17 protein-coding genes are annotated in these 19,995 nt (G+C 42.4%); 11 read left to right on the top strand and 6 right to left on the bottom strand.

Annotation, left to right across the window (positions count from 1 at the left end; translation table 11 throughout):
* The 9 genes from fabK to ADI86_RS05605 are packed head-to-tail and all read left to right on the top strand — an operon-like array spanning position 1 to position 7,861.
* On the top strand, positions 1-975 hold the full coding sequence (fabK, locus tag ADI86_RS05645) for an enoyl-[acyl-carrier-protein] reductase FabK (RefSeq protein ID WP_049532130.1): 975 nt from the start codon (positions 1-3) through the stop codon (positions 973-975).
* The gene (gene fabD, locus ADI86_RS05640; RefSeq protein ID WP_049532129.1) at positions 968-1,891 is read left to right on the top strand and encodes an ACP S-malonyltransferase; all 924 of its coding nucleotides are present in this window, start codon (positions 968-970) and stop codon (positions 1,889-1,891) included. The genes fabK and fabD overlap by 8 nt, the downstream gene beginning before the upstream one ends.
* Positions 1,892-1,931: 40 nt before the next feature.
* Positions 1,932-2,663, top strand: a complete 732-nt coding sequence (gene fabG, locus ADI86_RS05635) for a 3-oxoacyl-[acyl-carrier-protein] reductase (RefSeq protein WP_049532128.1) — start codon at positions 1,932-1,934, stop codon at positions 2,661-2,663.
* A 21-nt stretch (positions 2,664-2,684) separates the two neighbouring features.
* Positions 2,685-3,908 (top strand): beta-ketoacyl-ACP synthase II, encoded by a 1,224-nt coding sequence (gene fabF / locus ADI86_RS05630; RefSeq protein WP_049532127.1) that lies wholly within the window; start codon positions 2,685-2,687, stop codon positions 3,906-3,908.
* Between the two features lie 2 nt (positions 3,909-3,910).
* The gene (gene accB, locus ADI86_RS05625) at positions 3,911-4,396 is read left to right on the top strand and encodes an acetyl-CoA carboxylase biotin carboxyl carrier protein (RefSeq protein ID WP_049532126.1); all 486 of its coding nucleotides are present in this window, start codon (positions 3,911-3,913) and stop codon (positions 4,394-4,396) included.
* The gene (gene fabZ, locus ADI86_RS05620) at positions 4,393-4,815 is read left to right on the top strand and encodes a 3-hydroxyacyl-ACP dehydratase FabZ (protein ID WP_049532125.1); all 423 of its coding nucleotides are present in this window, start codon (positions 4,393-4,395) and stop codon (positions 4,813-4,815) included. The genes accB and fabZ overlap by 4 nt, the downstream gene beginning before the upstream one ends.
* A gap of 11 nt (positions 4,816-4,826) precedes the next feature.
* Positions 4,827-6,194, top strand: a complete 1,368-nt coding sequence (gene accC / locus ADI86_RS05615; protein WP_049532124.1) for an acetyl-CoA carboxylase biotin carboxylase subunit — start codon at positions 4,827-4,829, stop codon at positions 6,192-6,194.
* 36 nt (positions 6,195-6,230) lie between these two features.
* Positions 6,231-7,097 carry an acetyl-CoA carboxylase, carboxyltransferase subunit beta gene (gene accD / locus ADI86_RS05610; protein ID WP_001173351.1) on the top strand — a complete coding sequence of 289 codons (867 nt, stop codon included), beginning with the start codon at positions 6,231-6,233 and terminating at the stop codon, positions 7,095-7,097.
* The gene (locus tag ADI86_RS05605) at positions 7,094-7,861 is read left to right on the top strand and encodes an acetyl-CoA carboxylase carboxyl transferase subunit alpha (protein ID WP_049532123.1); all 768 of its coding nucleotides are present in this window, start codon (positions 7,094-7,096) and stop codon (positions 7,859-7,861) included. The genes accD and ADI86_RS05605 overlap by 4 nt, the downstream gene beginning before the upstream one ends.
* 270 nt (positions 7,862-8,131) lie before the next feature.
* On the opposite strand, the gene nusB is transcribed toward ADI86_RS05605, so the two are convergent.
* From nusB to gatC, 6 genes are all read right to left on the bottom strand, one after another.
* A complete protein-coding gene (gene nusB / locus ADI86_RS05600) occupies positions 8,132-8,557 on the bottom strand; it encodes a transcription antitermination factor NusB (protein WP_049532122.1) in 426 nt (141 codons plus the stop codon).
* The gene (locus ADI86_RS05595) at positions 8,550-8,939 is read right to left on the bottom strand and encodes an Asp23/Gls24 family envelope stress response protein (protein WP_023938546.1); all 390 of its coding nucleotides are present in this window, start codon (positions 8,937-8,939) and stop codon (positions 8,550-8,552) included. The genes nusB and ADI86_RS05595 overlap by 8 nt, the downstream gene beginning before the upstream one ends.
* Before the next feature lie 21 nt (positions 8,940-8,960).
* Positions 8,961-9,521, bottom strand: coding sequence for an elongation factor P (gene efp, locus ADI86_RS05590; RefSeq protein ID WP_000568643.1), 561 nt, complete (start codon positions 9,519-9,521; stop codon positions 8,961-8,963).
* A gap of 233 nt (positions 9,522-9,754) precedes the next feature.
* Positions 9,755-11,197, bottom strand: coding sequence for an Asp-tRNA(Asn)/Glu-tRNA(Gln) amidotransferase subunit GatB (gatB, locus tag ADI86_RS05585; protein ID WP_049532121.1), 1,443 nt, complete (start codon positions 11,195-11,197; stop codon positions 9,755-9,757).
* On the bottom strand, positions 11,197-12,663 hold the full coding sequence (gene gatA / locus ADI86_RS05580; protein WP_049532120.1) for an Asp-tRNA(Asn)/Glu-tRNA(Gln) amidotransferase subunit GatA: 1,467 nt from the start codon (positions 12,661-12,663) through the stop codon (positions 11,197-11,199). Before gatA ends, gatB begins: the two co-directional genes overlap by 1 nt.
* On the bottom strand, positions 12,663-12,965 hold the full coding sequence (gene gatC, locus ADI86_RS05575; protein WP_049532119.1) for an Asp-tRNA(Asn)/Glu-tRNA(Gln) amidotransferase subunit GatC: 303 nt from the start codon (positions 12,963-12,965) through the stop codon (positions 12,663-12,665). The genes gatA and gatC overlap by 1 nt, the downstream gene beginning before the upstream one ends.
* A gap of 213 nt (positions 12,966-13,178) precedes the next feature.
* Between gatC and ADI86_RS05570 the strand changes: the two genes are divergently transcribed.
* Together ADI86_RS05570 and ADI86_RS05565 are read left to right on the top strand one after the other, a co-directional pair.
* A complete protein-coding gene (locus ADI86_RS05570; protein ID WP_001025437.1) occupies positions 13,179-14,723 on the top strand; it encodes a peptide chain release factor 3 in 1,545 nt (514 codons plus the stop codon).
* Positions 14,724-15,979: 1,256 nt separating this feature from the next.
* Positions 15,980-19,995, top strand: a 4,016-nt coding sequence (locus ADI86_RS05565) for an accessory Sec-dependent serine-rich glycoprotein adhesin (RefSeq protein ID WP_049532118.1), incomplete at its 3' end; no start/stop codon positions are given.

The following is a 19,995-nucleotide window of genomic DNA, read 5'->3' as shown; positions in this document are numbered from 1 at the left end:
ATGAAAACGCGTATTACAGAATTATTGAATATTGATTATCCTATTTTCCAAGGAGGAATGGCCTGGGTCGCTGATGGTGATTTGGCAGGGGCTGTTTCCAAGGCTGGAGGACTAGGGATTATTGGTGGGGGAAATGCCCCTAAAGAAGTTGTCAAGGCAAATATTGATAAAATCAAATCATTGACTGATAAACCCTTCGGTGTCAACATCATGCTCTTGTCTCCCTTTGTGGAAGATATTGTAGACCTCGTTATCGAGGAAGGGGTTAAGGTAGTGACAACAGGCGCAGGAAATCCAGGCAAATACATGGAACGCTTCCATGAAGCTGGTATTACAGTTATTCCTGTTGTGCCAAGTGTTGCTTTAGCTAAACGCATGGAAAAAATCGGTGCGGACGCTGTCATTGCAGAAGGAATGGAAGCTGGGGGACATATTGGTAAATTAACAACCATGACCTTGGTGCGTCAGGTTGTTGCTGCTGTATCTATTCCTGTTATTGCTGCAGGAGGGATTGCGGATGGTGAAGGTGCTGCAGCTGGTTTTATGCTAGGTGCGGAGGCTGTTCAGGTTGGAACGCGCTTTGTCGTTGCAAAAGAGTCTAATGCCCATCCAAATTATAAGGCGAAAATTTTAAAAGCTAGAGATATTGATACTACGATTTCAGCTCAACATTTTGGACATGCTGTTCGAGCGATTAAAAACCAATTGACTCGTGATTTTGAAAAAGCTGAGAAAGATGCCTTTAAACAGGAAAATCCTGATTTGGAAATCTTTGAACAAATGGGAGCGGGTGCTCTAGCCAAAGCGGTTGTTCACGGTGATGTGGATGGTGGCTCTGTTATGGCAGGTCAGATTGCAGGGCTTGTTTCCAAAGAAGAAACCGCTGAAGAAATCCTAAAAGATTTGTATTACGGAGCGGCTAAGAAAATTCAAGAAGAAGCCTCTCGTTGGGCAGGAGTTGTAAGAAATGACTAAAACAGCCTTTTTATTTGCTGGCCAAGGTGCCCAGTATCTAGGTATGGGACGGGATCTCTATGATCACTACCCTATTGTCAAAGAAACGATTGATCAAGCGAGTCAGGTCCTCGGTTATGATTTGCGTTATCTCATTGATACGGAAGAAGAAAAACTCAATCAGACTCGCTATACGCAACCAGCCATTCTAGCGACATCGGTTGCTATCTACCGTTTATTGCAAGAAAAGGGCCATCAGCCTGATATGGTTGCTGGTTTGTCTCTTGGAGAATACTCTGCCTTGGTGGCCAGCGGTGCCTTGGATTTTGAAGATGCGGTAGCCTTGGTTGCTAAGCGTGGCGTCTATATGGAAGAAGCGGCTCCTGCTGGCTCTGGCAAGATGGTGGCAGTTCTTAATACACCAGTAGAGGTCATTGAGGAAGCCTGTCAAAAAGCTTCTGAACTTGGAGTGGTTAACCCAGCCAACTATAATACACCTGCACAAATCGTGATTGGTGGAGAAGGGGCTGCAGTTGACCGAGCTGTAGAACTCTTGCAGGAAGCTGGTACCAAACGCTTGATTCCTCTCAAGGTGTCAGGTCCCTTTCATACTGCTCTCCTTGAGCCTGCTAGCCAAAAACTAGCTGAAACTCTAGTTCAAGTAAGTTTTTCAGATTTTACTTGTCCCCTAGTTGGTAATACAGAAGCTACGGTCATGAAAAAAGAAGACATTGCTCAACTTTTGACGCGTCAGGTCAAGGAACCAGTTCGTTTCTATGAAAGCATTGCGGTTATGCAAGAAGCAGGCATAACCAACTTTATCGAGATTGGACCGGGGAAAGTCTTGTCAGGCTTTGTCAAAAAAATTGATAAAACAGCTAAACTAGCCAATGTCGAAGATAAGGCGAGCTTGGAAGCCTTGCTAGAAAATAAATAATCCCTTCTCCCATAAATACAAGAGGGAACAGGAGAAAAGAATGCAACTAAAAAATAAAAATATCTTTATTACAGGTTCGAGTCGTGGAATTGGTCTTGCCATCGCCCACAAGTTTGCTCAAGCAGGAGCCAACATTGTCTTAAACAGTCGTGGGACAATCTCAGAGGATTTGTTAACTGAGTTTTCAAACTATGGTGTCAAGGTAGTTCCCATTTCAGGAGATGTATCAGATTTTGCAGACGCTAAGCGTATGGTTGATCAAGCTATTGTAGAGTTGGGTTCAGTAGATGTCTTGGTCAACAATGCAGGAATTACCCAAGATACCCTTATGCTCAAGATGACAGAAGCGGATTTTGAAAAAGTTCTCAAGGTTAACCTGACTGGGGCTTTTAACATGACACAATCAGTCTTGAAACCGATGATAAAAGCTAGAGAAGGTGCTATCATTAATATGTCTAGTGTTGTTGGTTTGATGGGAAATATCGGTCAAGCTAACTATGCTGCTTCTAAGGCTGGTTTGATTGGTTTTACCAAGTCTGTGGCGCGTGAAGTGGCCAATCGCAATATCAGGGTTAATGCTATTGCACCAGGAATGATTGAATCCGATATGACAGCTGTTCTATCAGACAAGGTGAAAGATGCTATGCTGGCGCAAATTCCTATGAAAGCATTTGGGCAGGCAGAGCAGGTTGCAGATTTAACAGTATTTTTAGCAGGCCAAGATTATCTAACTGGTCAAGTGGTTGCCATTGATGGTGGCTTAAGTATGTAGCAGAAGCTAGAGGTAAAAAAGATGAAACTAAATCGCGTAGTAGTAACAGGTTATGGAGTAACATCTCCAATCGGAAATACACCAGAAGAATTTTGGAATAGTTTGACAACTGGAAAAATCGGAATTGGTTCAATTACAAAATTTGATCATAGTGACTTTGATGTGCATAATGCGGCAGAAATCCAAGATTTTCCTTTTGATAAAAAAGATACCAATCGTTTTGATAACTATTCTTTATATGCCTTGTATGCGGCCCAAGAAGCTGTTAATCATGCCAATTTAGATGTAGAGGCTCTTGATAAAGATCGTTTTGGTGTTATCGTGGCTTCTGGTATTGGTGGAATCAAGGAAATTGAAGATCAAGTGCTTCGTCTCAACGAAAAAGGACCAAAACGTGTGAAGCCATTGACCCTTCCAAAAGCCTTGCCAAATATGGCTTCAGGAAATGTTGCTATGCGTTTTGGAGCGAACGGTGTTTGTAAATCCATCAATACTGCCTGTGCTTCATCAAATGATGCGATTGGGGATGCCTTCCGCTCAATTAAGTTTGGCTTCCAAGATGTTATGTTGGTAGGTGGTTCAGAAGCCTCTATTACACCTTTTGCTATTGCTGGTTTCCAAGCTTTGACAGCTCTTTCTACTACAGAGGATCCAAGTCGTGCTTCTATCCCATTTGATAAGGATCGCAATGGGTTTGTCATGGGTGAAGGTTCAGGGATGTTGGTTCTTGAAAGTCTTGAACATGCTGAAAAACGTGGGGCAACGATCCTTGCTGAAGTTGTTGGTTATGGTAATACTTGTGATGCCTACCATATGACTTCACCACATCCAGAAGGTCAGGGTGCTATCAAGGCCATCAAACTAGCCTTGGAAGAAGCTGAAATTTCTCCAGAGCAAGTAGCCTATGTCAATGCTCACGGAACGTCAACTCCTGCTAACGAAAAAGGTGAAAGCGGTGCTATCGTGGCTGTTCTTGGTAAGGAAGTACCTGTGTCATCAACCAAATCATTCACAGGACATTTGCTGGGGGCTGCAGGTGCAGTAGAAGCTATCGTCACCATCGAAGCCATGCGTCATAACTTTGTACCAATGACAGCTGGAACAAGTGAAGTATCAGATTATATCGAAGCCAATGTCGTTTATGGACAAGGCTTGGAGCAAGAAATTCCATACGCTATTTCAAATACCTTTGGTTTTGGTGGCCACAATGCAGTTCTTGCTTTCAAACGTTGGGAGAATAAATAAGTATGAATTTAAACGATATTAAAGACTTGATGGCCCAATTTGACCAGTCAAGTTTGAGAGAATTTTCTTATAAGAACGGGACGGATGAGTTGCAGTTTAGCAAGAATGAAGCTAGACTGGTATCTGAAGCTGCACCTCAAGTCGCTCCAGCACCTGTTCTAGCAACACCAAGTCCAGTAGCTCCTACATCTGCTCCAGCAGAGACTGTAGCAGAAGAAGTTCCAGCTTTAGCTGAAGCAAGCGTAGTTGCTGAGGGAGATGTTGTAGAGAGCCCACTTGTTGGAGTAGCCTACTTGGCTGCTGGTCCTGATAAACCTGCCTTCGTCACAGTTGGTGATAGTGTCAAAAAAGGTCAAACACTGGTAATCATCGAAGCCATGAAAGTCATGAATGAAATCCCAGCTCCTAAGGATGGTGTGGTAACGGAAATTCTCGTTTCTAACGAAGAAATGGTTGAATTTGGTAAAGGATTGGTACGCATCAAATGATCGATATTCAAGGAATCAAAGAAGCTCTTCCCCACCGTTATCCTATGCTCCTAGTGGACCGTGTGTTGGAAGTGAGCGAGGACACTATTGTTGCCATCAAAAATGTGACCATCAACGAACCCTTCTTTAACGGCCATTTCCCTCAATATCCAGTTATGCCAGGTGTTCTGATTATGGAAGCCTTGGCGCAAACAGCTGGTGTCTTGGAGTTATCAAAACCTGAAAATAAGGGGAAACTGGTCTTCTACGCTGGTATGGATAAGGTCAAATTCAAGAAGCAAGTTGTACCTGGAGATCAATTGATTATGACGGCGACTTTTGTAAAACGTCGTGGCACTATTGCTGTGGTTGAAGCAAAGGCTGAAGTGGATGGCAAGCTTGCAGCTAGTGGTACTCTTACCTTTGCAATAGGGAACTAAGGAGGTTCTCCATGTTTCGAAAAATTTTAATTGCCAATCGTGGTGAAATTGCGGTTCGGATTATCCGTGCAGCGCGTGAATTGGGGATTGCGACGGTGGCGGTTTATTCAACTGCTGATAAGGAAGCCCTTCATACGCTTTTGGCAGATGAAGCAGTTTGTATCGGTCCTGGTAAGGCAACAGAGTCTTATCTCAATATCAATGCAGTGCTATCAGCTGCAGTCTTGACTGAGGCAGAAGCTATTCACCCAGGTTTTGGATTTCTGAGTGAAAATTCAAAATTTGCAACCATGTGTGAAGAGGTGGGAATCAAGTTTATTGGTCCATCTGGTCATGTCATGGATATGATGGGAGACAAGATCAATGCGCGCGCTCAGATGGTTAAAGCAGGTGTGCCTGTCATTCCAGGTTCGGATGGAGAAGTGCATAACTCTGAGGAAGCTTTGACTGTCGCTGAAAAAATTGGCTATCCTGTTATGCTCAAGGCGTCAGCAGGTGGAGGTGGTAAAGGGATTCGTAAGGTTGAAAAGCCAGAAGATCTGGTTCAAGCATTTGAAACAGCCTCCAGTGAAGCCAAGGCCAACTATGGGAATGGCGCTATGTACATAGAACGGGTGATCTATCCAGCTCGTCATATCGAGGTTCAAATCCTAGGAGATGAACACGGAAATGTAATTCACTTGGGTGAACGGGATTGTTCTCTTCAACGGAATAATCAAAAGGTTTTGGAAGAAAGTCCTTCGATTGCAATCGGAAAAACGTTGCGCCATGAAATCGGTGCTGCTGCTGTTCGAGCGGCAGAGTCTGTTGGCTATGAAAATGCAGGGACTATTGAGTTTCTTCTTGATGAAGCCAGTAGCAATTTCTATTTCCTGGAAATGAATACTCGTCTACAAGTAGAACATCCAGTAACAGAATTTGTTTCAGGTGTGGATATCGTTAAGGAACAGATTCGCATTGCGGCAGGTCAACCTCTGTCTGTCAAGCAAGAAGATATTGTCCTACGCGGTCATGCTATCGAGTGTCGTATCAATGCAGAAAATCCAGCCTTCAACTTTGCTCCAAGTCCAGGTAAGATTACCAATCTTTATCTACCAAGCGGTGGAGTTGGCTTACGCGTGGATTCAGCAGTTTATCCAGGCTATACCATTCCACCCTATTATGATAGTATGATTGCCAAAATCATCGTTCACGGCGAAAATCGTTTTGATGCCTTGATGAAAATGCAACGTGCCCTCTATGAATTAGAGATTGAAGGGGTGCAGACCAATGCAGATTTCCAGCTTGACCTCATTTCAGACCGCAATGTCATTGCTGGGGATTACGATACTTCCTTCTTGATGGAAACCTTCTTACCCAAGTATCAAGAAAAAGAATAAAATGACTTCAAGAGTTTAAACCGAAAAGGGGAATCAATGGCTCTATTTAGTAAAAAAGATAAGTATATTCGAATCAATCCCAATCGTTCGGTTAGGGAAAAACCTCAAGCCAAGCCAGAGGTTCCAGATGAATTATTCTCCCAGTGTCCAGGCTGTAAGCATACTATCTATCAGAAGGATCTGGGAAGTGAGCGTATCTGTCCACATTGTAGCTATACCTTTCGTATTTCTGCCCAAGAACGCTTGGCTTTGACGATTGATATGGGAACCTTCAAGGAATTGTTTACAGGGATTGAAAGCAAGGATCCCTTGCATTTCCCTGGTTATCAAAAGAAACTAGCAGCTATGCGTGAAAAAACAGGGCTGGATGAAGCTGTTGTGACAGGAACTGCTCTTATTAAGGGGCAGACTGTGGCTCTTGGGATAATGGATTCCAACTTTATCATGGCTTCTATGGGTACGGTTGTAGGTGAAAAAATCACTCGTTTGTTTGAGTATGCGACTGTCGAACAATTGCCAGTTGTTCTCTTCACAGCTTCTGGTGGAGCCCGTATGCAGGAAGGAATCATGAGTCTCATGCAGATGGCCAAGATTTCTGCAGCGGTTAAACGCCATTCAAATGCAGGTCTCTTTTACCTGACCATTTTGACAGATCCAACGACAGGTGGTGTAACAGCTTCTTTCGCTATGGAAGGAGATATCATTCTGGCTGAACCACAGAGCTTGGTTGGTTTTGCTGGGCGTCGTGTGATTGAAAATACGGTTCGTGAAAGCTTGCCTGAGGGGTTCCAAAAGGCAGAATTCCTATTGGAACATGGATTTGTGGATGCTATTGTTAAAAGAAGAGACTTGCCGGACACGATTGCTAGTCTAGTCAGATTGCATGGAGGGAGTCCTAGATGAATATTGCAAAAATAGTCAGAGAAGCGCGTGAGCAGAGTCGTTTGACAAGCTTGGACTTTGCGACAGGCATTTTTGATGAATTTATCCAATTACACGGTGACCGTTCTTTTCGAGATGATGGTGCAGTTGTTGGTGGTATCGGCTGGCTAGGAGACCAAGCTGTAACAGTGGTTGGTATTCAAAAAGGCAAGAGCTTGCAAGATAACCTCAAACGGAATTTTGGACAACCACATCCAGAAGGCTACCGCAAGGCCCTACGGTTGATGAAACAGGCTGAAAAGTTTGGCCGCCCAGTTGTGACCTTTATCAATACTGCTGGAGCCTATCCTGGTGTCGGAGCGGAAGAACGTGGACAGGGAGAAGCCATTGCTCGTAATCTCATGGAAATGAGTGACCTGAAAGTTCCGATTATCGCCATCATTATCGGTGAAGGTGGTTCAGGTGGGGCTCTGGCTCTAGCAGTCGCAGACCGTGTCTGGATGCTGGAAAATTCTATCTATGCTATTCTCAGTCCAGAAGGCTTTGCTTCTATTTTATGGAAGGACGGCACTTGTGCCATGGAAGCGGCAGAACTGATGAAAATCACCTCACATGAGCTGTTAGAAATGGACGTGGTGGACAAGGTGATTTCTGAAGCAGGACTTTCCAGCAAGAAACTGATTAAGAGTGTCAAAAAAGAACTCCAAGCTGAGCTAGCTTTACTTTCACAAAAACCGCTAGAAGAGTTGTTGGAAGAGCGTTATCAACGATTTAGAAAATACTAATACTCTTCGAAAATCTTTTCAAACCATGTCAACGTCGCCTTGCCGTAGGTATGGTTACTGACTTCGTCAGTCTTATCTACAACCAACCTCAAAACGGTGTTTTGAGCAGCCTGCGGCTAGTTTCCTAGTTTGCTCTTTGATTTTCATTGAGTATAATACTTCAGAATACGCAAAAACTAGAACTGACTGCCAGTTCTAGTTTTTGTGTTGTTCTTACTCTGTGCAGAGGGGAAAGTCAAAAGGTGCTTGGAAGACCAAACACCTTTAAGATTATTCATTTTCTTCAGTTACAAATTGACTAAGCAGTCCGTTGATAAAGCGGGCTGATTTTTGATCTGAAAAATTCTTGGCAAGTTCAATGGCTTCATTAACTGCTACCAGCTGAGGTGTATCAAATGATGTGATTTCAAAGATACCCAAGCGTAGTAAGTTTTTTTCGACTAAGGTCAAGCGTTCAACTGTCCAGCCTGACTTGAGGTGCTGGTTGATTTGTTTATCCAACTCTTCTTTTTGAGCTTGGATACCAGAAACCAAGTTTAGAAGAAAGGCTGGAATTTGCACATCCGCATCGTCACGGTCATGTGTGTAGGCAAAACGACAAGCCGTTTCCATATCTGTACCGAATTCAAGGCTCATAAGAGCTTGAAAAGCGCATTTTCGAAGTTCGCGTCTAGATTCTAATAATGGACTAGTCATTGAGGAAGTCCTCGTTAAATAGATCTTTCAACTCAGGTTTTGGTGTTTTATCTGGAACGATTCCTGTAACATGGATATTGACAGCAGAAAGTTCTACATCAGCCATATCATGGACAGCATCTTTGACCGCTTTTTGAATAGCAAGGGCAACCTTTGGTACTTTCACACCGTACTCAAGGTAGAGGTAGATGTCAGCAGTTAGCTCTTCGTTGCTTTCTTTTAAGTAGACGCCACGACCAAGAGAGAGTTTTGATAGGGTATCAGATACAGATTTATTTGAAAATGAGTGGACACCATCAACTTTAGCAGTTGCGATGGCAATGATTTTTTCAAGTACACGTGGAGCGATAACGATTTCGCCAAATTGTTCTTCAATTCCCATAGAATGACCTCTTTCTAGAGATTAGGCACGAGAAACATAAGTTCCTTCTGCAGTGTTGATGATCAATTTTTGTCCAGCTTCGATGAAGTCGGGAACGTTGACAACAAGTCCAGTTTCCATAGTTGCTGGTTTACCAGAACCTGTAACAGTAGCACCCTTGATAGATGGTTGTGTTTCAGCAACTGTCAATTCAACAGTAGTTGGTACAGTTACACCGATTACTTCAGTTCCGTAGAATTGGATTTTCACATCAGAGTTTTCAAGGATGTAAAGCAATTCATTTTCAACATTTACGACTGGAATTTCGTATTGGTCGTAAGTTTCAGTGTTCATGAAGTAGGCAGTTTCATCCATTTTGTACAAGTATTGAGCTGGAACAGTCTCGATAATAGCTTGTTCGAATTTTTCTTCTGGACGGTAGCTTGTATCAAAAGTAGAACCAGTACGGACATCACGCAATTTCATACGCATGATTGTGTTCCCTTTACCTGGTTTGTGGTGGCTAGCTTCCAAAACGCGGATCAATTTTCCGTCTGCAGTTTCAAATGTCATACCAGCTTTCAATTTGCTTGCTTCAATCATGTTTTTACCTCTTTAATAAATATTATTACTCTTCATTCTACCATAAAATCTTCTAGAAATAAAGCCAAAATAGTTATTGAGAAATGGTGGGAGAGAGAAAGCTGGGTAAAACCTCAATTTCAGGAGAAAATAATCTAGAGCTTTCCACAATAAAACGCATAGTATCAAGGTTTTTCAATACCTGATAGTATGCGTTTTTCTAATTTTAAAGACTTTTTATAGTCTCTTTTTGCTTACTCTTCTTTCAACTTAGCCAATTCTTGGGCAAGGAGTTTAAGGGCAACTTGTGGGTTGGCTTGGCCTTTGGTTGCTTTCATAAGGAAGCCTGTAAAGGCCTTGTCTGCGTTCCGTTTGCCTGACTTGAAGTCGGCAACAGCAGCTTCATTATCCGCAAAGACTTGGTGGATGATTGGAATCAAGACAGCTGGATCTGAGATTTGGACCATACCTGCTTTTTCCACGTATTCACGCGCGCCGCCGCCATTTTTAGCCAGGTGGACAAAGACTTTCTTAGCAATCTTAGATGAGATAGTGCCGTCTTCGACGATGGCAATCATTTCAACCAAGTTTTCTGGTGTCAATTCGATTTGTTCTAGTGTCTTGCCTTCAGCGTTCAAGAATTGAGCGACTTCCCCTTGGAGCCAGTTAGAGACTTGTTTGGCATCGCCACCGAGGGCAACAGCTTTTTCAAAGAAGTCAGAAGTGACTTTATTTGCCGTCAACTGGCTAGCATCGTAGTCTGACAAGCCGAGGTCAGATACATAGCGAGCACGTCTTTCTTTTGGAAATTCTGGCAATTCAGTACGCATTTCCTCAATCCACTCGTCTGAGATTTCAAAGAGTGGTAGGTCTGGTTCTGGGAAGTAGCGGTAGTCTGCAGCACCTTCTTTGACACGCATGAGGATGGTTGCCTTGTTAGCTTCATCGTAACGGCGTGTTTCTTGGCGGATTTGACCACCTGAGCGAAGGATTTCAGCCTGACGTTGGACTTCGTATTCGAGACCTTTGCGAACATTTGAGAAGGAGTTGAGGTTTTTCAACTCAGTCTTGGTACCGAATTTCTCTTGACCATAAGGACGAAGAGAGATATTGGCATCCACACGCATAGAACCTTCTTCCATCTTAACGTCAGAAATACCAGCGTACTGGATAACTTCCTTGAGGGCAGTTAGGTAAGCGTAAGCTTCTTCTGGAGAACGCATGTCGGCTTCAGATACAATCTCAATCAAAGGCACCCCTTGGCGGTTGAGGTCAACATAAGAGTAGCCATCAGTACCGTGGGTGTTTTTACCAGCATCTTCCTCTAGGTGGGCACGTTCGATACCGATTTTCTTAGTTGTTCCATCTTCAAGCTCAACTTCAATCCATCCATTGTAACCAATTGGCTCATCAAACTGAGAAATTTGGTAGGCTTTTGGGTTATCAGGATAGAAGTAGTTCTTGCGGTCAAAGTGCATCTTTTTGTGGATGTCCATGTTGAGGGCAAGAGCAGCTTTGATACCGGCATCGACAACACCTTTATTGAGAACTGGCAGTACGCCTGGGAAAGACCAGTCAATCACGTTAGTGTTGGCATTTTGGTCATTTCCAAAGTGGGCAGAAGTAGGTGAGAAGATTTTTGAATTGGTGTTGAGCTCTACGTGGACTTCAAGTCCAATGACTGTTTCAAAGTTCATTAGTTATCACCTCCAAAAATCACGGGTTGTTGTTTGTGGTAGTCTGTTGTTGCCTCAAAAGCAGCAGCAGCTTGGTAAATGGTTTCCTCAGAGTACTTAGGACCAATCAATTGTAGACCAACAGGTAGTCCTTGAGAGAAACCAGCAGGAATCGAAATTCCTGGTAGACCAGCCAAGTTGACTGGGATTGTCAAAAGGTCAGCCAAGTACATGGCAACTGGATCATGGTTGAGAGAATCCAAGTCATAAGCAATACTTGGAGCAGTTGGTCCCAAAATCAAGTCATAATCTGCAAAGACGTTTTCGAAATCTTGGATGATGAGGGTACGGACTTGTCCGGCCTTCTTGTAGTAGGCATCGTAGTAACCTGATGAAAGGCTGAAAGTACCTAGCATGATACGGCGTTTTACTTCTTCACCGAAACCTTGGCTACGGCTGTTTACATAGATTTCATCAAGGTTGGTTGCATCATCTGCGCGGTAGCCGTAACGGATACCGTCAAAGCGTTGCAAGTTTGATGAAGCTTCTGATGAAGCAATGATGTAGTAAACGGCAACACCGTATTTTGAGTGAGGCAGGCTGACTTCTTCAACGATAGCACCCAGTTTTTCAAAGTGCTTAGCAGCATTCAGAATAGCTTCCTTAACTTCTGGGTCAATCCCTTCACCGAGGTATTCCTTAGGCAAAGCGATTTTCATACCCTTGATGTCTTGCCCGATTTTTGAAGTAAAGTCGGCAATGCGAACAGGAGCAGAAGTGGAGTCTTTGGCATCTTCGCTGGCAATAGCGTTGAGCAAGAGGGCATTCTCCTTAACAGTAGGAGCAAAAGGTCCAATCTGGTCTAATGAGCTACCGAAGGCAATGAGACCGAAACGAGAAACCGTTCCGTAGGTTGGTTTGAGACCAACAATCCCGTTGAAGGCAGCAGGTTGGCGGATAGAACCACCAGTATCAGAACCAAGTGACAAGCGGACTTGTCCTGAGGCTACAGTTGCGGCTGAACCACTTGATGACCCACCAGGAACCTTGCTGTGATCCCAAGCATTTTTAGTAGCGCCATAATGGGAAGTCTCACCTGAACCACCCATGGCAAATTCGTCCATATTGGTCTTTCCAACGACAATCATGCCCTTAGATTTTGCATTGGCAACGGCTGTCGCATCAAAGATAGGCTCGTAGTTGTAGAGCATTTTTGAGGCAGCAGTTGTGAGAATACCGTCAGTAGAGATATTATCTTTAACTGCAAGTGGAATTCCTGAAAGGACATTATCAGCATCAATTCCAGCTTCATCAATGGCTTTAGCTCGAGCAAGAGCCTGCTCCTCAGCGATGGTAACAAAAGCGTTGATAGCTGTCTCGCGAGACTTGATATCTTCAAGCGTAGCTTGGGTTAATTCAGTTGCAGAAATTTCCTTAGAGACAAGGAGATTGTGCAAGTATTCAATGGTTTTATTGTTGAAAGTCATTAGGCATCTCCTCCATCGTCTAGGATAGCTGGTACCTTGATATAGTAGTTGTCTTTTTCAGGTACGTTTTTAAACAAGCGATCACGGTCTGTTCCTTCTTCGGCCACATCAGGGCGGAGTACGGTCTTGCGGTCAGCCATAGTTGTAGTAGGTGCGACACCAGTTGTGTCAACTTCGCCCAGCAATTCAACCATGTCAACAATTTTAGACAAGGTAGTTGCAAAGGTAGCAGTTTCTTCTTCAGAGAATCTTAATTTTGAAAGATTGGCAACGTGTGTTACCTCTTCTTGCGTAATTTTCATCTTGCATCCTTTCGTGAAATGATGATTATTTATCTGTTCTATTTTACCATATTTTCCTATAAATAAGGGAGGGGGAAGTGAAAAGAAATAGAAATTGAAAAAAATGCTAAAATCCGATATAATGGAGTGTTGAAAGGAATGGTAAAATCCAATGTAAAAATCATTCTTAGCTATTGAAATAACTAAAAATAGAGAATCAAAGAAAGAGAACTTATGAATATTCAAGAAGAAATTAAGAAACGTCGTACCTTTGCTATCATCTCCCACCCGGACGCAGGGAAAACTACCATCACTGAGCAGTTGCTCTACTTTGGGGGCGAGATTCGTGAGGCTGGTACGGTTAAAGGGAAGAAAACAGGAACTTTTGCCAAGTCTGACTGGATGGATATCGAGAAGCAACGTGGGATTTCGGTGACTTCATCTGTGATGCAATTTGACTACGATGGTAAACGAGTCAATATCCTCGACACGCCAGGGCACGAGGACTTTTCAGAAGATACCTATCGGACCTTGATGGCGGTGGATGCTGCGGTCATGGTCGTGGACTCTGCCAAGGGTATCGAGGCTCAAACCAAGAAATTGTTTGAGGTTGTGAAACACCGTGGCATTCCAGTCTTTACCTTTATGAACAAGCTAGACCGTGATGGACGTGAGCCACTAGATCTCTTACAAGAATTGGAAGAAGTCTTGGGCATTGCGAGCTACCCGATGAACTGGCCTATCGGGATGGGGAAAGCTTTTGAGGGCTTGTATGACCTTTATAATCAACGCTTGGAGCTCTATAAGGGGGATGAGCGTTTTGCCAGTTTAGAAGATGGGGACAAGCTTTTTGGTAGTAACCCTTTCTACGAGCAAGTTAAAGATGATATTGAACTTTTAAATGAAGCTGGGAATGAATTTTCAGAGGAAGCTATTCTGGCTGGAGAATTGACGCCAGTCTTCTTCGGCTCAGCTTTGACAAACTTTGGTGTGCAGACCTTCCTTGAAACCTTCCTCAAGTTTGCTCCAGAACCACATGGACATAAGAAAACAGACGGTGAAATTGTGGATCCTTACGACAAGGACTTCTCAGGCTTTGTCTTTAAAATCCAAGCCAACATGGACCCTCGTCACCGTGACCGTATCGCCTTTGTCCGTATCGTATCGGGTGAATTTGAACGTGGCATGAGTGTCAATCTTCCTCGTACTGGTAAGGGTGCTAAGCTGTCTAATGTCACTCAGTTTATGGCTGAAAGTCGTGAGAATGTGACCAATGCCGTGGCAGGTGATATCATCGGGGTTTACGATACAGGTACTTATCAGGTTGGGGACACTTTGACAGTTGGAAAAAACAAGTTTGAATTTGAACCCCTGCCAACCTTTACCCCTGAAATTTTCATGAAAGTTTCGGCTAAGAATGTCATGAAACAGAAATCCTTCCATAAGGGAATCGAGCAATTGGTGCAAGAGGGGGCGATTCAGCTCTATAAGAATTACCAAACAGGTGAGTACATGTTAGGCGCTGTCGGACAACTCCAGTTTGAAGTCTTTAAGCATCGTATGGAAGGTGAGTACAATGCAGAAGTGGTTATGAGTCCGATGGGTAAAAAGACCGTTCGTTGGATTAAGCCAGAGGACTTGGATGAACGCATGTCATCAAGCCGCAATATCTTGGCCAAAGACCGCTTTGACCAACCAGTCTTCCTCTTTGAAAATGACTTTGCCCTCCGTTGGTTTGCAGATAAGTATCCAGACGTAGAGTTGGAGGAAAAAATGTAAATCGTTACAAATGACTAGCAACATAAAGTTGCTGTCATTTGACGGTAACCGCTATGGCGGTTTACCTAAACACTTCACTAGGAAAAGTCCACGAATGATATCGATTCGTGGATTTTTCCGTCGTAACAGAAAGAAAGTGTCCTAGCTACCTGCCTTACTAACTCATCGGCGAAAAATAATCGTTTTCGCTTCTTCGTGTCGTAGTGTAACAATCGTTTTACCTAAACGCTTCACTAGGAAAAACTCCACGAATATTATCGATTCGTGGAGTTTTTGTTGTAACGGTTAGAAAGTAAGCCTAACTAGGTGACTTCCTTAGTTGCTGTAGAAAAGTGCTTGTTTTTTCCTGGATAGAGGTTAATAGTCACTATGGTTCTTTACCTAGACAATCCATTAGGAAAAATACTTGTGTAAACCGTTATTTTAGGAGAAGTTATAGTAAAAAGTTCCATGTTGAAACGTATGCTCCGAGGCTTATGTAAGACCGGATATGATTTGTTCCTTGTGTTGATTTTTGCAGGATGTAACTTGTTAGAGTTTTAAGAGTCGTCATCCTGTAGATGACATTTTTTGAGAGCAAGTGCAGAGATGTTAAAAATATAGTAAATTGAATCTATAATGGTACAATGTGGTTCATAAAACATTGTTAGAAATTTGTTTGAATGCCCAAATCAACTTGTTTAGTTTTTAGTTTATTTCAATATTTTAATATAGTGAATGTTAGATAACTTGCCATTAATTCCCCTTGAGCGGACTAATGAGGTAGGGAAAACACTCAATGTTAGTTTTCGAATCATACATATGAGTGCACCAGTTGGATTTTGATTGCTCCATTCAAGCTGTATCATGGGTGATGAGCACACTGTTGCGCTTTCATATCATGGAGAAATAAATCAATATAGAAACTATGTTTATAAAACAAAAAGAATAGCATGACAAGAAAATGCCTTTGTATAAGGGTTTTTCTTTTTCAAATCTAAGCACTTAAAAAATTTTGCCTTGTTCCAAGAAAATAACCGGAATAATTATCCATAAAAAACAGGAATATAAACCAAAAATAAGCTGGGTTACACATAATTTACGTGTCTTTATAAATATCTTATCTTATAATATATATATATATATAATAGCAAAATACTTTTTTTTTTAGGCAAAATGTTTTGAAACTTATTGAATTACTTGTATCTAAAGTGTATAATGTATATTGGTATTTTATGGACAAAATACATAAATATAATTGGAAAAGGATCTAAAATATGTTTTTCAGACGTCAAGAGGGTCAATATCGTGAAACTGATCGTGTGACCCGCTATAAGTTGGTGAAATCCGGTAAGCATTGGCTGCGGGCTTCAACTTCTTTATTTGGTTTGTTAAAGGTTTTCCGTGGTAGTGTCGATACTACCCAAGTTATGACCGAAGTGGTTGAGAATCAAACAAACAATACAATTACAGGCCTAGATATTATAAGGGGGATTGCAGCTACAGGAGCTGTATTAGGCGGAGCAGTGGCAACACAAACTACTGTTCATGCCAATGATGCGGTTGCTCTTGAAAAGACATTAGAGTCATCGGATGTTTTAGCTACAAATGATTCAGTCGTTCTCGGATCTGTTTCGAAAGCAAACCCAGAAGAATCGGCAAGTTTGTCACATTCAGAAAGCGAGAGTGTGTCTAGTTCAGAATCGACTTCTGCTAGCCAATCAGTGAGCGCTAGCACTTCTGCAAGTTTGTCACATTCAGAAAGCGAGAGTGTGTCTAGTTCAGAATCGACTTCTACTAGCCAATCAGTGAGTGCTAGCACTTCTGCAAGTTTGTCAGCAAGTACTTCAGCAAGTGCATCGACAAGTACTTCAGCTAGTGTATCCTCAACTACTTCTGCAAGTTCTAGTCAGTTGATGGTTCATTCAGAGGACAGTTCGGTTGCGACTAGCGCCGCTAGTGTTGAAACTGCTGGACAATCCGAGTCTGCTTCAGCTGAAAATCAAGTAGTTAGTCAAGGCTTGCCAAACTCTAATTTGTCTGCACCTGTCTTGGACTCTGCTAAGCCAGCAACAGGTTTGACAAATAAAACTTCCGAATTAACAAGCTTGGCAGGAGTGACTGCTGGTGCCTTGTCATCGGTAGAAGTATCTACAAAGAAAAATGAAGAAGATCGTAAAAAACTAGCTAAAATTTCAGCTGAAATGGGTGAATATTTAGCAAAGGCGACGGATCTTCCAGATACAAGTGCAGCTATCCTTAAGGTAGAAGCTGCTATTACTGAGATTGAGTCTGCTCTCAAGGATCCAACTGCTGATCTTGGTAGTGTTATTAAGACGGCGACTTCAGCTCGTAACTCTATCGCTAATGCAGTTTTACGTGCCAATTCAGGTGCGCGTGATAGCCGTAATGGACAAGCGATGCCTAACGGAGTAGATTTAAGAAGTTTTGTCAGTAAACCAAATTTAGGTAAAATTACTAGTTCAGCGATTGAATCAGGTACTTTTAACTCAGACACGCGTGAAGTTGTTTGGCGTATCAATATGACATCACGTGCGCCATTAGACCATGCGGGACTTATTGCTCAAGTTGATGCTAACACTAAAATTACAAAAGCGACATTCAATGGCCAAGAAATGGAGCGACGCAAGAACTCCAACAATGAATATGTTTATACTTATAGGCATGATCAAAATAGAAATCTTGAAGGTACAATTCTTGTTTATGCCACTGTAAGTGATAGTTCAAAAACAGCTACGCTGACAGCTCAGGTCGGTACAAGTAGTTGGCCAGTTGATGGAAGTAGTACGTCAGGTAATTTTTCTCAAGCAACAAGTAATCCTGTTACTACAGGTCCTAAAGAAAATAAACCTGTAAATCGAGGGAGTTCTCGGCAGGCTGACAATGCTCCTACTATTGAAATGCCATCACGTATTGAAGTATTTAATGATGAGGCAATAAACTACAATATCATTTTTCGTGATGACAAAGGTTTGCGAGATTTTTATGCAAATTCAAAAAATCCAATTATTACAGGGTTGACGGGGGACAATTTCCCAGGCAAATATGGCTTTGGTGTAGAGCAAAAAAATAACAGAGGTCAAACAATTGGACTTGCTTTTACAAATACTTCATGGATTACAAGAGTTTATGGAACTGTTGGGAGAAGTGGGAACACTTGGAATCCTATGACCCCTGGTGAATATACTGTTGAATATCAAGCTAGTGATAATCCTGGAATTCAGTGGGGAAAAGCAACTACAACATTTGTTATTAAAGGATTTAATGAACGTAACAATCCTGTAAGTGGCGATACTGTTACAGTTAACAATCCGTCATCTTTGAGCGAGACTGAGAAAACTCAAATCCTTGCAAACTTCAAGAGCAAAAATGCTGCTATCCTCTCGGGTACTGACTACGTGAAGGGTTCTGAAGGTGGTAAAGAAATTACGGTATCTGATACAGGCCTTATCACCCTTACTTACCGTGATAATACTTCTGATAAAATCCAAGCAAGTTTGAGAGCAGAAACTGAGGTACCTGTACCTGCTGTTACAGTGACACGTGGTGGTCAGACTATCCCGGCGTCTCCAAGCCCAGTGCCTAGTCGTGGAGATGAACACATCGTCTATGCTGGTGATGACTTTAAAATTAACTTCACTGCGACTGATAATAGTGGGAAGTTAAAAGAGTTTAAGATTGTACCTAAAGCAGATGGGACTCAACCAGGGTTGAGAGAGAACTACTTTGAAGATCCTAAATATGGTACAGGAACTGTAGGGCTCTTGACAGGAGATATCACAGCTACGCCAGAGAGTCCTGCAACGATCACAGTCAACGCTCATATGAAGGATGATTTGGAGTGGGGGGCTGGAAATACTTGGCAACGAAATGCGGTTGCAACTGACCAAGTAGGAAATGCAAACGGAGTTAATGGAACTGGTAATGTTCGCATCACCCAAGGGCAACTGAAAGACCGTCTTGCAGTAACAAATCCTGAACTCACACCTGTGGTAGATAAAAACAACCTAACAGAAGATGAAAAGACAGCTGTCAAGAATGCCATCTACGCTAAGAATAATCAGACAACTCACCGTATCAAGGACATTGAAGTTCAGGCAGATGGTACGGCTACGATTGTCTACAAGGATAAAACACGTAGTACTCCAATTCCACAGTCAGCTACAGTTAATGAGCGACCTACAATTAAAGACTTTACTCCTGTAAGTAATGCAAAAATTGATAGTGCAGATCCACACAAGATAATCGTTTATCGTGAAGAAGAATTTAGTGTGGATGTACACTTAACTGATGATCATGGTCGATTGAATAAGATCAAGGTAGATGATAGAACTACTGTTACTACTGATACCTCAGATTCTTTTGAAATGAGAAGTCAAGCACAAATCAGAGATGTTGGAAAAGGAACAGAAATTAACTTTACCGATAAATCTAAAAAATTGGGACAAGACGGCAATGCCACAGAGGCTAATCCGTATACAATAACTATTTCGGGACATGTAGGTAAAGGACAAGATATTCCTAATGATTCGGTAGGATGGACTCGTTATATTTCTGGATATGATGCATCTAACTTAACAAATAATACGGATACTAGCAATGCTACAAACAATGCCTATACTCGTATTGAAGTCCGTAAGCAGTCAGAAAAGTACACTCCGAAAGCAACAAATCCTACAGTGAAGGTGACTTCGAATGGAGCTGTTCCAGATTTGGGATCACCAGAGACTTATATTTCTAATAAATCTGACTTACCAACTAAAGGTACAACGCCAGGTACAAAAACGACTTATACTTGGAAGAGTGGCGAAAACTCAACTGTTACAAATGGTAAATTAACACGAACAGTTATAGTAACTTATCCAGATGGTTCGACAGATGAAGTTCCAGTTACTATTACGGTAGATGATTCAGAGTATAAATCGCAGTCCGCATCAACGAGCGCATCTAAGTCAGCGTCGACAAGTGCCAGCCAAAGTGCTTCAACAAGTGCATCTAAGTCAGCGTCGACAAGTGCTAGCCAAAGTGCTTCAACAAGTGCATCTAAGTCAGCATCGACAAGCGCTAGCCAAAGTGCTTCAACAAGTGCGTCTAAGTCAGCATCGACAAGTGCCAGCCAAAGTGCTTCAACAAGTGCATCTAAGTCAGCATCGACAAGTGCTAGCCAAAGTGCCTCAACGAGCGCATCTAAGTCGGCCTCAACAAGCGTTAGCCAAAGTGCTTCAACAAGTGCATCTAAGTCAGCATCGACAAGCGCTAGCCAAAGTGCTTC

The sequence above is a fragment of the Streptococcus pseudopneumoniae genome (genome assembly GCF_001074975.1).
GTDB lineage: Bacteria > Bacillota > Bacilli > Lactobacillales > Streptococcaceae > Streptococcus > Streptococcus pseudopneumoniae_D.
This window is presented reverse-complemented; position numbering and strand designations above follow the sequence as displayed.